Source organism: Herbaspirillum sp. Her4, assembly GCF_057961335.1.
Genome location: NZ_CM176330.1, coordinates 1805956 through 1820389, shown reverse-complemented (window position 1 = coordinate 1820389; position 14434 = coordinate 1805956). Strand labels below are relative to the sequence as shown.

At 63.3% G+C, this 14434-nt stretch carries 16 protein-coding genes; 7 read left to right on the top strand and 9 right to left on the bottom strand.

Going from position 1 to position 14434, the window contains the following annotated elements:
* Positions 1-66: 66 nt before the first annotated feature.
* From grpE to ACWFUC_RS08320, 4 genes are all read right to left on the bottom strand, one after another.
* Positions 67-636, bottom strand: coding sequence for a nucleotide exchange factor GrpE (grpE, locus tag ACWFUC_RS08335; RefSeq protein WP_489624632.1), 570 nt, complete (start codon positions 634-636; stop codon positions 67-69).
* Between the two features lie 600 nt (positions 637-1236).
* Complete coding sequence (gene hemH, locus ACWFUC_RS08330; protein ID WP_489624631.1) at positions 1237-2346, bottom strand: ferrochelatase; 1110 nt, start codon at positions 2344-2346, stop codon at positions 1237-1239.
* Positions 2347-2390: 44 nt separating this feature from the next.
* A complete protein-coding gene (gene recN / locus ACWFUC_RS08325; protein ID WP_489624630.1) occupies positions 2391-4037 on the bottom strand; it encodes a DNA repair protein RecN in 1647 nt (548 codons plus the stop codon).
* Positions 4038-4116: 79 nt separating this feature from the next.
* Positions 4117-5034, bottom strand: a complete 918-nt coding sequence (locus ACWFUC_RS08320; protein WP_039785185.1) for an NAD kinase — start codon at positions 5032-5034, stop codon at positions 4117-4119.
* Positions 5035-5070: 36 nt separating this feature from the next.
* Here ACWFUC_RS08320 and ACWFUC_RS08315 point away from each other — a divergent pair, with 36 nt between their 5' ends.
* The gene (locus ACWFUC_RS08315) at positions 5071-5799 is read left to right on the top strand and encodes an HAD family hydrolase (protein WP_489624629.1); all 729 of its coding nucleotides are present in this window, start codon (positions 5071-5073) and stop codon (positions 5797-5799) included.
* 71 nt (positions 5800-5870) lie between these two features.
* The gene (hrcA, locus tag ACWFUC_RS08310) at positions 5871-6899 is read left to right on the top strand and encodes a heat-inducible transcriptional repressor HrcA (RefSeq protein WP_034341051.1); all 1029 of its coding nucleotides are present in this window, start codon (positions 5871-5873) and stop codon (positions 6897-6899) included.
* Positions 6900-7019: 120 nt separating this feature from the next.
* On the opposite strand, the gene fur is transcribed toward hrcA, so the two are convergent.
* Complete coding sequence (gene fur / locus ACWFUC_RS08305; protein ID WP_034341048.1) at positions 7020-7445, bottom strand: ferric iron uptake transcriptional regulator; 426 nt, start codon at positions 7443-7445, stop codon at positions 7020-7022.
* Between the two features lie 212 nt (positions 7446-7657).
* Here fur and ACWFUC_RS08300 point away from each other — a divergent pair, with 212 nt between their 5' ends.
* The 5 genes from ACWFUC_RS08300 to ACWFUC_RS08280 all read left to right on the top strand — a co-directional run bounded on the left by ACWFUC_RS08300 (position 7658) and on the right by ACWFUC_RS08280 (position 10729).
* On the top strand, positions 7658-8206 hold the full coding sequence (locus tag ACWFUC_RS08300; RefSeq protein WP_039786794.1) for an outer membrane protein assembly factor BamE: 549 nt from the start codon (positions 7658-7660) through the stop codon (positions 8204-8206).
* Between the two features lie 45 nt (positions 8207-8251).
* Positions 8252-9058, top strand: coding sequence for a 4-hydroxy-tetrahydrodipicolinate reductase (dapB, locus tag ACWFUC_RS08295; protein ID WP_039786793.1), 807 nt, complete (start codon positions 8252-8254; stop codon positions 9056-9058).
* Between the two features lie 159 nt (positions 9059-9217).
* Entirely contained in the window at positions 9218-9913 is a 696-nt protein-coding gene (locus ACWFUC_RS08290) for a MotA/TolQ/ExbB proton channel family protein (protein ID WP_034341031.1), read from the top strand.
* Positions 9914-9946: 33 nt separating this feature from the next.
* Positions 9947-10390, top strand: coding sequence for an ExbD/TolR family protein (locus ACWFUC_RS08285; RefSeq protein WP_134135514.1), 444 nt, complete (start codon positions 9947-9949; stop codon positions 10388-10390).
* 12 nt (positions 10391-10402) lie between these two features.
* Positions 10403-10729 carry a barstar family protein gene (locus tag ACWFUC_RS08280; RefSeq protein WP_134221348.1) on the top strand — a complete coding sequence of 109 codons (327 nt, stop codon included), beginning with the start codon at positions 10403-10405 and terminating at the stop codon, positions 10727-10729.
* 95 nt (positions 10730-10824) lie between these two features.
* Here ACWFUC_RS08280 and ACWFUC_RS08275 read toward each other — a convergent pair whose 3' ends face one another.
* From ACWFUC_RS08275 to ACWFUC_RS08260, 4 genes are read right to left on the bottom strand one after another with little or no spacing between them, the layout of a single operon-like run.
* Positions 10825-11646, bottom strand: a complete 822-nt coding sequence (locus ACWFUC_RS08275) for a phosphodiesterase (protein ID WP_134221347.1) — start codon at positions 11644-11646, stop codon at positions 10825-10827.
* Positions 11643-12737 carry an ABC transporter ATP-binding protein gene (locus ACWFUC_RS08270; protein ID WP_034341014.1) on the bottom strand — a complete coding sequence of 365 codons (1095 nt, stop codon included), beginning with the start codon at positions 12735-12737 and terminating at the stop codon, positions 11643-11645. Before ACWFUC_RS08270 ends, ACWFUC_RS08275 begins: the two co-directional genes overlap by 4 nt.
* Positions 12734-13537 (bottom strand): ABC transporter permease, encoded by an 804-nt coding sequence (locus ACWFUC_RS08265; protein ID WP_134221345.1) that lies wholly within the window; start codon positions 13535-13537, stop codon positions 12734-12736. Before ACWFUC_RS08265 ends, ACWFUC_RS08270 begins: the two co-directional genes overlap by 4 nt.
* A 9-nt stretch (positions 13538-13546) precedes the next feature.
* Positions 13547-14428 carry an ABC transporter permease gene (locus ACWFUC_RS08260; protein WP_489625524.1) on the bottom strand — a complete coding sequence of 294 codons (882 nt, stop codon included), beginning with the start codon at positions 14426-14428 and terminating at the stop codon, positions 13547-13549.
* Positions 14429-14434: the final 6 nt, after the last annotated feature.

Below are 14434 nucleotides of genomic sequence, written 5' to 3'. Positions count from 1 at the left end.
GCCGAAACCACCGGATGAAGCAAAAATGATGCCGTTTGCCTCTTTCCCCTTCCGGCGCCGGTCCGCTTACTTTCCCTGGGCCACCGTCACCAGCGCCGGACGCAGCAGACGGTCGGAAATCATATAGCCTTTTTGCAGCACGGCAACCACCGTGTTGGCTTCCTGCTCGGCCGGCACGGCCGAGACGGCCTGATGCTTCATGGGGTCGAGCTTCTCGCCGGCCTGCGGGCAGACTTCCTGCAGCTTGTTCTTCTCGAAGGCCGAGGAGAGTTGCTTCAAGGTCATGTCCACGCCTTCCTTGAGCGATTCCAGCGAGGCGTTTTCGATCTTCAGGGCCATTTCCAGACTGTCCTTGACCGCCAGCAGCGACTCGGCGAAGCCCTCGATGGCGAACTTGTGGGCCTTGGCGATGTCTTCCTGAGCACGGCGGCGGATGTTCTCGCCTTCGGCACGGGCACGCAGGAAGGCGTCCTGCATCTCGGCAGCACGGGCTTCGGCTGCGGCCAGCTTGTCTTCCAGCGTGGGCTCGGCAGCGGCAGCCGGAGCAGCCTGCTCGGCGGCGGTAGCAGCAGCGGCGTCAGCAGCCTGGTTGTCTTGCTGGACGGATGGGTTTTCCTGTTTTTCCATGTCTTGCATTCCTGAATTACCTCCAACAAATCAATGATTTACGTGCGTGCGGCAGCCTGATGTGAAGCGCCGTCCGCCAAGGGATGCGGCTCAAGTAGGGCATGTCCCTGCTTTTTCAAGGGCTTTTTGGCACTTTCCGGCGACTTTTTGCCTGTTTATGCGATTTCAAGAAGAAAAATGTTACGCGCGCTTACAGAAATTACGGGGTCTGACTTCAAGTTAATTCGACCTCGACCTAAACTGAATTCGAGTTCCCGCCCTTTGGGGCAGGCTCGTTTGACGGCATTCCCACTTCCCCTCATCGCTTGTCGCGCCAACAAGGTGTCATCATGAAACTGCCACTGATTGCGGCCATTATCTTCGTTGCCCTGTACAGCCTGCTGGCTACCGCCTGGATCAGCTATACGCATCTGGTGAGCGAATACACGCTCTGAGCGCCGCTACCCCCGGTTTTTTTCTTGTATGAACAATCTGGTCGCCCTGCACCAGGCAAGATCGTTGCCGGACAGACAACATCGGTGACAGTAAAGGCGTTCAGCCCGCCATTTTAGCAGGCTGACGTCGGTTGGCCGCCCGAGGTCGGCGGCCGATATGAAGCTTCCTGAAAAATCAGCGATCCGCGCCGAGTGCCTTTGCCCGCTCTGCGGCGATCGCCTGCTGGCGCGCCATCTCTTCGCGGGCGGCGGCATTGCTCATGGTCGGCCAGCCGGCCAGGTGCTGCTCGACGATCTCCACCATGCCGTTGATCCAGGCCGGTGATTCATTCAGGCAGGGGATGAAGTGAAACTCCTTGCCGCCTGCGTGCAGGAAGTCTTCCTTCACTTCCATGGCGATTTCTTCCAGGGTTTCCAGGCAGTCGCTGGTGAAACCGGGACACATCACGTCGATGCGGCGCACGCCCTGCCGGCCCAGTTCCTGGGCGGTGGGCGCGGTGTAAGGCTGCAGCCACTCGGCCTTGCCGAAGCGCGACTGGAAGGTGACTTGGTACTGCTCATCGGTCAGCCCCAGCGATTGCGCCAGCAGGCGTGCGGTCTTGTAGCACTCGCAATGGTAAGGATCGCCCAGCATCAGCGTGCGCTTGGGCACGCCGTGGAAGCTCATCAGCAGCTTGTCTGGCCGGCCGTGCAGGTCCCAGTGATCCAGCACCGACTGGCGCAGCGCCTGGATGTAGGCATCCTGGTCGTGATAGTTGCGGATCAGGCGCAGCTCGGGAATGTTGCGCACCAGGCGGTAATGGTCGAAGACGGCATCGAAGATGGAAGCAGTGGTCGTGCCCGAATACTGCGGATAGGCCGGCAGCACCAGGATGCGCGTGCAGCCCTGTTGCTTCAGCTGGTCCAGCACTTCGGGCAGCGAAGGCGTGCCATAGCGCATGGCATACACCACCTGCAACTGATGATGGCCGCGCCCGGCCAGTTGCACCGCCAGCGCAGCGGCCTGGCGCTGTGTATGCACGCGCAGCGGCGAGCCTTCCTCGGTCCAGATGCTGGCGTATTTCTCGGCCGACTTGGAGGAGCGGAAGGGCAGGATGATGCCGTTGAGAATGAACCACCACACCGCACGCGGGATTTCCACTACACGCGGGTCCGACAGGAATTGCTTGAGGTAGCGTCGCAGCGCGCCTGCATTGGGCGCATCGGGCGTGCCGAGATTGACCAGCACCACGGCGGTGGAGGCCGGGCTGCCGTGGGTGTAGGGAGGTTCTTTGCGGAAGGGCATGGTCGTTGAGCTTGGGTTTCTTGATGTTCTTGGTGTGAGGGCGATCAGGAAGCCAGCAGCTCGCGCGCGTGCTTGCGCGTGGTGGCCGTGATTTCCAGTCCGCCCAGCATGCGGGCGATTTCTTCCACGCGCGCCTTGGGGTCCAGCCCGTCGATGTCGGAGAGGGTCTTGCCGCCCTCGCTGCGCTTCTTGACCTGGTAGTGCTGGTTGGCCTGGCTGGCCACCTGCGGCAAGTGCGTCACGCACAGCACTTGCCGTTCCTGGCCGAGACGCTTCAAGAGCCGTCCGACCACTTCGGCCACGGCACCGCCGATGCCGCTGTCGACTTCATCGAAGATCAGGGTCGGTACCGTGGTGGCGGCCGAGGCGATCACCGAGATGGCCAGCGAGATGCGCGCCAGTTCACCGCCCGAGGCCACCTTGGCCAAGGCGCGCGGTGCCACGCCGGCGTGGCCGGCCACCAGGAATTCCACCTGTTCCAGGCCGTATGCCGCCGGCTCCACTTCATTGAGCGCGATCTCGAAACGGCCACCGGCCATCGACAGATCCTGCATGGCGGCCGTGACCGCCTCGCCCAATGCGGCCGCTGCCTTGGCGCGCGCCTTGGAGAGGTTCTGCGCCTGCGCCAGATAGGCTTGCTTGAGCTTGTCTTCCTGCGCGCGCAGAGCATCGAGGTCGCTGGCATCGGCCAGTTGCTTCAATTCTTCGGAGAGCTTGCGATGCTCCTCGGGCAGCTCATCGGGCTGCACATGGAATTTGCGGGCGGTCGAATGGATGGCTTCCAGGCGCTCTTCCACTTCCTGCAGGCGCGCGGGATCGAGTTCAACGCGGCCGAGATAATCATTCAAGGCATAGACCGCTTCCTGCAGCTGGATCTGCGCCGGTTCCAGCGCGTCGAGCACCGGCTTCAAGGCAGTATCGACATCGACCAGCTTGCTCAGCTTCTGCGTGATCGAGGAGAGTTGCGAGAGGATCGGCGACTCCGATTCCGAGATCACGCCCAGCGCCTCCTGCGCGCCACCAATGAGCGCAGCAGCATGCGACAGGCGGCTGTGCTCGGTGCTGATGTCAGCCCATTCGCCGGGCTTGACGGCCAGCTTGTGCAGCTCGGCCACCTGCCACTCCAGGCGCTCGCGCTCCAGCAGCACATTGCGCGCATCCTGCTCGAACTGCTCACGCTGGCGGGCCAGGGCGCGCCAGGTCTTGTAGGCGGCAGCCACCTCGCGCGCAGGTTCCAGCAGACCGGCCTGGCTGTCCAGCAACTGGCGCTGGGCATCGGCCTTCATCAGCGACTGGTGCGCGTGCTGGCCGTGGATGTCCACCAGCATCTCGCCGACTTCGCGCAATTGCGCGGCGGTGGCGGCGCTGCCGTTGATGTAGGCCTTGCTGCGGCCGGCATTGTCGATCACCCGGCGCAGCAGCACGCCGTCGTGCTCGCCGCTGAATTCGTGTTCGTCCAGCCAGGCCATCACTTCCGGCGTGGCGGTGAAATCGGCGCTCACATCCGCCTTGGCCGCGCCCTCGCGCACCACGCTGGGATCGCCCCGTCCGCCCATGGCCAGTGCCAGGGCATCGATGAGGATGGATTTGCCGGCGCCGGTTTCGCCGGTGAAGACGGAGAATCCGCGCGCGAATTCGAGCTCGATGGCATTGACAATCACGAAGTCGCGAATCGTTAAGGTACGCAGCATGGTGGTCTCGCAGCGGGTTGGACGGACAGGCCAGTAGGCTCAAGCGGGCCGGCACGCGAAGGCCGGGCTTGATGCGCGCTTATTGTAATCGGCCTTCTATGGAGGGGTATTCATTCCAGTGCAGCTTCTCGCGCAGGGTATCGAAATAACTCCAGCCCTCGGGATGCAGGAAAGTGATCTTGTGCGCCGAACGGCGGATCACGATGCGGTCGCCATGCAGCACGCTGGTCAAGGATTGCATGTCGAAGTTGGCGCTGACCTCGCGCCCGGCCACCACCTGGATCACGATCTCGCAGGAATCCGACAGCGTGATGGGCCGGTTGGACAGCGAATGCGGAGAAATCGGCACCATCACGATCCCGTGCAGGCTGGGATGCAGAATGGGGCCACCGGCCGACAGAGCATAGGCGGTGGAACCGGTGGGCGTGGCCACGATGAGACCATCGGAACGCTGGTTGTACATGAAGCGGCCATCGACCTCCACCCGCAGCTCGACCATGCCGGAGGTGGAGCCGCGCGCCACCACCACATCGTTCAGGGCCAGCGCCCGGAAAATCTCGCTGCCCTCGCGGTAGACCCGCGCTTCCAGCAGCGAACGCGACTCGGCTTCGACCTTGCCTTCCAGCATGTCGGCCAGAGCCGGTATCATGCGGTCCTGGGCGATATCGGTGATGAAGCCCAGGCGGCCCTGGTTGATGCCGATCAGCGGCACGTTGTAGGGTGCCAGCTGGCGCGCGATGCCGAGCATGGTGCCGTCGCCGCCGACCACGATGGCCACGTCGGCGTGATGCCCGATCTGCTCGGGCGTCATGCTGTCATAGCCTTGCAGGGCGATGTTCTCGGCGGTCTCGGACTCGAAGACCACGGTGTGGCCATGCGACTCCAGGAACACCGCGATGTCCGACAAGATCTGCGCGATGCCGACGGCCTGGAACTTGCCGACGATGGCGACGGTTTTGGGTACGGCTGCCTGAACGGGTAATTTGATGGGCCACATGCTGCGGATTAGACCATAATTTGAGATGACATTGTAATGAAACCAAGCGCTTCCTCCCTGCCCTCCTCGCCCGCTCCCTCCCCCATCGAGGCGGTCCTGTTCGATCTCGACGATACCCTGTGGGCCATCGAACCGGTGCTGGTACGTGCCGAAGACCTGCTCTACGACTGGCTGCGCGAGCATGCACCCGCCGTGGTGGCCACCCATACCATTGCCAGCCTGCGCGAACGCCGCATGGCCCTGATGAAGACCGACCCGATGTATCGCATCGACCTCTGGAAGCTGCGCCACACGGCGCTCTCCGAGGTCTTCCGCGAGCATGACGTGGACCTGGCGCTGGTCGACCCGGCCATGGCCCTGTTCTCCGAAGCGCGCAGCACGGTGGCGCTGTTCGATGACGTCGAACCGGCGCTGCTGCGCATGAAGGGCAAACTCACTCTGGGTTCGGTCTCCAACGGCTTTGCCGATCTGGAGCGCATCGGCCTGGCCGGGCACTTCGGGGTCTCGATTGCCGCCCATCGCTTCGGCCGCGCCAAACCGGATCCGGCCATCTTCCACGCCGCCTGCGAGGCACTGCAGGTCGCCCCGGCTGCCACCGTCTATGTGGGCGACGATCCGCTGCTGGACGTGCAAGGTGCGCAGCGGGCCGGTTTGCGGGCAGTATGGATGAACCGTTTCGACCGCACCCTGCCCGAAGGCATCACGCCCGACGCCATCTGCCGCGACCTGCATGAGCTGCACGACTGGCTGCAGGCGCAAGCCTGACCCTTTGTTCAATTTCTGGAAGAACTGATGCGGCCGTCACATTTACCGGATATGCCGCTAGAATATGCCCCATGCAACTCGATAACCGCGCCCGCACACTCCTGAAGGCCCTGGTCGAACGGTACATCGCCGACGGCCAGCCAGTGGGCTCGCGCGCCCTGTCGAAACTGTCGGGCCTGGAACTGTCGCCAGCGACCATCCGCAACATCATGGCCGATCTCGAAGAGATGGGCTTCGTCGCCAGCCCGCACACCTCGGCCGGCCGCGTGCCCACGCCGCGCGGCTATCGCATGTTCGTCGACACGCTGCTCACCGTCGAGGCCATCGACGAAAGCGCCCTCGAAGGCCGCCTGCAGGCACGCCTGCAGCACAGCGGTTCGCCCCAGAAGATCATCACCAATGCGGCCCAGGTGCTGTCTTCGCTGTCGCAGTTCGCCGGGGTGGTGATGACGCCCAAGCGCGAATCGATGTTCCAGCAGATCGAGTTCCTGCGGCTGTCGGAAAAGCGCATCCTGCTGGTCATCGTCGACCAGGGCGGCGACGTGCAGAACCGCATGCTCCTGACCGACGTCGACTACACCCCGAGCCAGCTGACCCAGGCCGCCAACTACATCAACCAGCATTACGCCGGCCAGTCCTTCGACCAGGTGCGCATCCACCTGCAGGGCGAACTGCGCCAGCTGCGCGACGACATGACCGCGCTCATGCAGGCCGCCGTCGAAGCCGGCAGCGACGCCATGAACGAAGAGGCCGACAACAACGTGGTCATCTCCGGCGAACGCAACCTGCTGTCGGTGACCGACCTCTCCTCCAACATGAATTCACTGCGCCGCCTGTTCGACATGTTCGAGCAGAAGACCGGGCTCTTGCAGCTGCTGGATGTGTCCAGCAAGGCCACGGGCGTACAGATCTTCATCGGCGGAGAATCCCAGCTGGTGCCGATGGACGACATGAGCATCGTCACCGCCCCCTACGAGGTCAACGGCCGCATCGTCGGCACTCTGGGCGTGATCGGACCGACCCGCATGGCCTACGAACGCGTCATTCCCATCGTCGACATCACGGCCAAGCTGCTTTCCAGCGCCTTGAGCCAGCACTGATCGCTGCCAGCACAACCATCGCGCCAGGACGCAAAAAAGCCATGTGAGACCTCACATGGCTTTTTTACATTTTCCTTCATGCAGCCTTGCCGGAATCAAGCCAGGCAAGCGAAAGCAAACTTACTTCTTCACTTTCTTGCAGTTTTTGCAATGACCGTAGAGGGCCAGGGCATGGTCGGCGATCTCGAAACCGTGCTCCTGGGCAATCTTGAGCTGGCGCTTCTCGATTTCGGCGTCGAAGAATTCCTCGACCTTGCCGCAATCCAGGCAGACCAGGTGGTCGTGGTGCGAGCCTTCGTTGAGTTCGAAGACGGCCTTGCCGGTCTCGAAGTGATTGCGCTGGAGCAGGCCGGCCTGTTCGAACTGGGTCAGCACGCGGTAGACGGTGGCCAGGCCGACGTCGAGATTGTCGGACAGCAATTGTTTGTAGACGTCTTCGGCGCTGAGGTGGCGCACGGAGGTGTTCTGGAAGATTTCGAGGATCTTCAGGCGCGGCAGGGTCGCCTTCAGGCCGCTGGCCTTCAGTTCGGATGGATTGTTCGGCATGGTAGAGTGGGTTCCCGGGTTTTACTGGTCTCGAACAGGCGCGGCGGTCCACTGGGAAGACCTGGCGGACCGTTCCGGCGGGGCGGTGGGGAACGCCCTTTTACACCCGGAACGCACTCATGCCTATTTAAGAAGTGAGTTCTAGCTTATCATATAGCGCTTTAGGCTCATGGCTCAACCCGGTTGAAATCTTTATGCGCATGCTTTCCCGAATGAAGTCCCGTCATCACACCACCGCCATCGGCGTCCTGGCTGCACTGGCCGTCTCGCTGGCCGGCTGCTCCTCGACCAAGGCACCGGAACAGGCAGCACCCACCGATACCTCGGGCGTGAAGGTGACCGGCAAGAGCAACAGCCTGTTCGGCTTCTTCAAGCCCTACCGCATCGACATCCAGCAAGGCAACTTCGTCTCCAAGGAAATGGTGGCGCAACTGCGCCCCGGCCTGACCCGCGACCAGGTGCGCTTCGTGCTGGGCACGCCACTGCTGACCGACATGTTCCACAGCAACCGCTGGGACTACGATTTCCGTCTGGCCAAGGGCAACGGCGAGATCATGACCAGCCGCGTCTCGGTGTTCTTCAAGGATGACCTGCTGGATCACGTCGAAGGCGGCCAGAACCTGCCCACCGAAAGCGAATACCTGACCCTGATCACTGACGCCAAGGTCGGTTCCAAGGCCGGCTTCAGCGACAAACCCAAGGACGACAGCGAGATCAAGCCCGCCTCGCCGGTGGCGCCTTCTTCGGCCACCAACAAGTAAGCCAGGCAAGCCCCGTCCTTCGCACTTCTTTCTTCCGAGTTTTACATGACTGCACTGAATATCGCGGTGACCGGCGCCTCCGGGCGCATGGGCCGCATGCTGATCGAAGCCATCCTCAACGCCGAGGGCCTGCACCTCTCCGGCGCCCTGGATACGCCTGCCTCGCCTGCCATCGGCACCGATGCCGGCCTGTTCCTGGGCAAGACCACCGGCGTGATCATCGAATCCGAGCTGGCACGCGGCCTGGCCGGTGCTGACGTGCTGATCGATTTCACCCGTCCGGAAGGCACGCTCAAGCACCTGGAATACTGCGCCGCCCACGGCGTGAAGGTCGTCATCGGCACCACCGGTTTCGAGGCCGAAGGCAAAGCCGCCATCGCCGAATTCGCCAAGCGCACCGCCGTCATGGCCGCGCCCAACATGAGCGTGGGCGTCAACGTCACGTTGAAGCTGCTGGAACTGGCCGCCAAGAATTTCTCGCACGGCTACGACATCGAGATCATCGAAGCCCACCACCGCCACAAGGTCGACGCCCCCTCGGGCACTGCGCTGAAGATGGGCGAAGTCATCGCCGATGCGCTGGGCAAGAAGCTCGACGACGTCGCCGTCTACGCCCGCGAAGGCGTTACCGGTGAGCGCGATCCGTCCTCCATCGGTTTTGCCACCGTGCGCGGCGGCGACATCATCGGTGACCACACGGTCCTGTTTGCCGGCATCGGCGAGCGCATCGAGATTTCGCACAAGTCCTCCAGCCGCGTGTCGTACGCCATGGGCAGCCTGCGCGCCGCACGCTTCCTGGCCGACAAGGACACCGGCCTGTATGACATGCAGGATGTGCTGGGCTTCAAGTAAGCCGAGCCCGCAATCACAGGAAATGCCCGACGCTGCCGCGCCCCACCAGGTCCGGCAGCGAATTTTTTTGGGGTCCGCCGCTCCAAGCGACTCACCCCCAGCCAACCGTCATTGACTCCCTGCCGCGCGCGCGCGGCGTCTTTCCCGAAAGCACCTACCATGGAACAGAACGTTGGATTTGCCCACTACTGGGCCCAAGGCGATGCCGTTTCGCACTCGGTGGCCTATCTGCTGTTGCTGATGTCGATCGCCAGCTGGTTCTACATCCTCTCCAAGGCCTGGGCCGCCTGGCGCATCCGCCGTGGCAGCAATGCCCTCGAACAATTCTGGCAGGCCCCGACCCTGGCCGACGCCACTGCCGCCATGCAGCGCCTGGACAGCGAACAGATCTACACCCCCATGGCCGAGCGTGCCGCCGAAGCGGCCGACATCGGCACGCGCCAACAGGGCACGCCCTCGCTCAACGCCGCGACCGATCCGGGCGAACTGATCACCCGCACCCTGCGCCGTGAGATCAACCGCGTCTCGGCGCGGCTGGAACGCGGCCTGACGCTGCTGGCCTCGGTCGGCTCGACCGCGCCCTTCGTGGGCCTGTTCGGTACCGTCTGGGGCATCTACCACGCGCTGGTGGCGGTCTCGGCCAGCGGCACAGTGCAGATCGACAAGGTCGCCGGTCCCGTGGGCGAGGCGCTGATCATGACCGCGCTGGGCCTGCTGGTAGCGATCCCGGCCGTGCTGGCCTACAACGCCTTCACCCGCATCAACCGCGTGGTGCTGGCCGAACTGGATGGCTTCGCACATGACCTGCATGCCTACCTGACCACCGGCGAGCGCGTCGGCGGCATGCGCAAATAATTTTTTCGACACCCGATCCGAGAGGAGTCCCACATGAGTTTCGGCGGATTCAACGACAACCAGAACTCGGCCCCGATGGCCGACATCAACGTCACCCCGATGGTGGACGTGATGCTGGTCCTGCTGGTGATCTTCATCATCACCGCGCCCATGTTCACCCACGCCCTGAAGCTGGACCTGCCCACCGCGCAGTCCAACCCGGCCCCGGAAAAACCGGAGACCATCACGCTGGGCATCGATGCCGCCGGCAAGCTGTACTGGAACGACCAGCCGGTCAGCGAAGCGGACATGGATGCGCGTCTGGCGGCTGCTGCGGCCAAGAAACCGCAGCCCGAGCTGCAACTGCGGGCCGACAAGTCGACCCGTTATGAAATGATCGCCGAAGTGATGTCAGCCGCGCAGGGTGCGGGGCTGACCAAGCTGGGTTTCGTCACCGACCCCAAGGGCGGCGGCAAGAGCAACAGACAAGCAAACTGAAAGAGAGCAGGCATGGCCACCGTACAACTGGCGGGCGACCGCATCACCGACTGGGACAGTTTCCATACCGAGAGCGCAGCCGCCTTCGGCTTCCCGGATTTCTATGGCCGCAGCATGGATGCCTGGGTCGATTGCCTGTCCTACCTGCGCGATGAGGACGGCATGTGCAAGTTCACGCTCAAACCCAAGGAAGTGCTGACCATCGAGATCAGCCACAGCGCCGAGCTGCACCAGCGCCTGCCGGACCTGGTGGAAGATGTGGAATTCTGCTGCACGGCCATCAATGACCGCTGCGAGGATTATGGCGAGCCGCCGGTCATTGCGCTGGTGTGGAAGTGATATTGCCGTTTTCCATTCATCTCCCCCATCGCTGCGGCGGCCCTGATTGATCTCTCAAAGAGATCAATCAACCAAGCGATCGATCGTTCAATCGATCAATCAATCAACTCATCCCCATCATAAAACGGGTACGGCCCATCGAATTCCCCGATGAAGGCCGTATGACTGACCAGGCTCTGCGCAGCCGCATCCCACCAGTGCAACTGGAATCCCGGCGGCTCCATGACGAAGCAGGAAGGTGCTTGCGGATCCAGGTCCAGCTGCACCTGGTGTGACACGCCCGGACAAGTCGTGGCCAGCGTCCCGCCAAAGCGCCGCTGAATGGAGCGATGCAGGTGGCCGCACAGGATGCGTTCAACCTGCGGATGCTTTCGTACCACCGCCTCCAATGCCTGCGGATCGGCCAGCCCCATGTCATCCATGTGCCCGATGCCGGTGGTAAAGGGCGGGTGATGCATGGCGATCACGGTCGGCCGTTCCGGCTGCTGGGCCAGCACCTCATCCAGCCACAGCAGGCTGGAAGTAGCCAGCTCGCCGCCGCTGGCGCGCGGGATCACGGTATCGAGCGCGATGATGCGCACCGGATGATCCTCGATCACATACTCGATGCGCTCGCCGCCCTGCTGCAGATAGGTGTGCTCCGGGAAGGCCGCGCGCAGCGCATTGCGCTCGTCATGGTTGCCCGGCAACAGGTAGTACGGCATGGTCAGCGGTGCCAGCAAGTCACGCAGGCAGGCATATTCGGAGGGCTTGCCGAAGTCCACCAGGTCGCCGGTGATGACCAGCACGTCCGGCTTCTGCTTCAAGGCATTGACCTGCCGCACGCAGCGGCGCAGTGCTTCGGCGGTATCCACCACGCGATAGGATTTCTTGCCATCGGTCTTGATGTGCAGGTCGGAAATCTGTCCCAGGATCATGCGGTCTCCTTCTCGGCACGCGGTGCCAGTTTTACCAGTGCTTCGGCCGGCACGCGGATGGCGATCTGCTGGCCGGCTTCCCACCAGCCACGGCGGCTGGTCTCGGCAATGACCGGGCGTTCGGTGCCAATCTCGATTTCAAAACGGGTACGGTCGCCGAGGAAGAAAGTGTTGAGCAGCTTGCCGCGCACGCACTGCGCATCGGCTTCGGTGACATCCACCACCTCGACATCTTCGGGACGGAACAGGGCACAGGCCTGCTGCCCCTGCTGGGCCGCATCGAGCTTGTCGAGCAACGGCAGGCTCCCTGTGGGCAATAGCAATCTATCTCCCGAAACGATACCTTGCACGCGATTCATCGCCCCGATGAAATCGGCCACGAAGTCATTGGCGGGATGATAGTAGATCTCGCGCGGGGTACCGATCTGCGAAATCTTGCCGCGTTCCATGACCACGATGCGGTCGCCCAGCGCCATGGCCTCGCCCTGGTCGTGGGTGACATAGATGGCGGTGATGCCGAGGCTGCGCAGCAGCTTGTTGAGGTCACTGCGCACAGCTTCGCGCAGCTTGGCATCGAGTGCCGTCAGCGGTTCGTCCAGCAGCAGCACGCGCGGCTCCATCGCCAGTGCGCGCGCCAGGGCCACACGCTGCTTCTGGCCGCCCGAAAGCTGGTCCACGCGGCGATGCGAAAGGCCTTGCAGATGCACCATCTCGAGCAGGCGCTCGACGCGCTCGGCACGTTCGCCGGCGGGGATCTTGCGGATCTTCATGCCATAGGCGATGTTCTCGCCCACGCTCATGTTGGGGAACAGCGCATAGTTCTGGAACACCATGCCCACGCCACGCTTTTCAATCGGCAGTGCGGTCACGTCTTCGTCGCCGAAGAACACGCGCCCGCCTTCATCGGGAAACTCCAGCCCGGCGATCATGCGCAGCGTGGTGGTCTTGCCGCAGCCCGAGGGACCGAGCAGGACCAGGGTTTCACCGGGATGGATATCGAGGTCCAGCGGCTGCAGCGCACGCGTGCCATTGGCGAAGGACTTGGCGCATTGCTGCAGGCGGATGGAAACGGCTTCTTGCTTGGGCTTCATAGACTGACTTTCTTGCGTGTTGCCTGGGTCGCCCACTGCATGCCGATCAGGAGCGGAATGATCATGAAAAAGAAGATCAGCGTATAGGCCGACCCCACCTCCAGCCGCATCGATGCATAGGCATCGGCCAGGCCCACCGGCAGGGTCTGGGTCAGCGGCGTGTGCAGCATCCAGGTGATGTTGAATTCGCCGATGGAAAGCGTGACCACCATCAGCGCCCCGGCCAGGATGCCCGAGGCGGCATTGGGAATGACGATGCCGAAGAAGCGGCGCATCCGCCCCGCCCCCAGGCTGGCGGCGGCTTCTTCCAGCTGGGCCAGCTGCGAGGACTGCATCACCGCCAGCACCGGGCGCACCATGAAGGGCAGCGTGAAGATCACGTGGCCGACCAGGATGAAGAGAATGCTGGCGCGGAACCCGCGCAACTGGCCATAAGCCATGATCAGCGCCAGTGCGGTGGCCAGGCCCGGCACGGCCACCGGCATCATGAGCAACTCTTCGATGACGCGCGCCAGGCGGCTGTGGCCGCCGCGATAGCGCGCCAGCATGTAGGCCAGCGGCACGCCGGCCACCAGGGTCACCGCCAGGCAGGCCAGCGCGATGATGAGCGAGCGCCAGATGGTAGGCTGGTACATCTCCCACACCTGGGCCACCCAGCGCAGCGTCAGTCCGCTGGACAAGCCGACGAAGAAATTCTCGGTCACGCCGGCCAGCATCGACAGCACCACCGGCACCACCAGGAAGGCGCACACCAGCAGCGTGAATCCCAGCTGCAGGTAAAAACGGAAACGATTTTGCATGGCTCTTCCTTATGCCGCAGCGGCCACGCCGCTGCCGGTGAGCGAACGCGCCAGTGCCAGCACCGCCCAGGTGATCAGGCCCAGCACGATGGACAGCGAGGCCGCCGTGGCGAAGTTGGCGTAGCCGGTAAATTCGTTGTAGATGGTCATGGGCAGCACATCGATATTGGCCGCCAGCGTGAAGGCGGTTCCGAAGGCACCGACGCTGGTGGCAAAGCAGATCGCCCCCGATGAAATGAGCGCCGGCAGCAGTGCGGGCAGCACCACGTGCAGCAGCACCTGCCACGGCTTGGCACCGAGCGAGCGTGCCGCTTCTTCCAGCGAGGGATCGAGTTTTTCAGCGGCAGCCACGACAGTGAGGATCACGCGCGGAATCGAGAAATACAGGTAACCCAGGAACAGCCCCGCCAGCGAATACGCGAACACCAGCGATTCGCCAAAGAGCCAGTTGGTGAAGGCACCGATGAGCCCCTGGCGTCCGGCCAGCATGATGACCATGAAGCCGACCACCACGCCGGGAAACGCCAGCGGGAAGGTCAGCATGGCCAGCAACACCGACTGGCCAGGAAAACGATTGCGTTGCAGGAACAAGCCGACGAACACCGAGATGGCCAGCGTGGCGACCGTGACCACTGCCGACAGCGCCAGCGTGGACATCAGGCTGGTGAAGTAATGGCGGTTGGTCAGCACCGACAGATAGGCCATCGCGCCATCCGGTCCCGAGGCGCCCACGCCGACCAGCCGCACCATGGGCAGCAGCCAGAAGGCGCAGAACAGGGTCAGGCCGGGGACGGCGAACCACAGCCAGACACCGTTGCCGGCTGCGCGCGGACGCGCCGCCGGCAGCTGGCCGGCCAGCGGGGTCGGCGCGCCGGACGCCGGGGGAATCATGCTCTT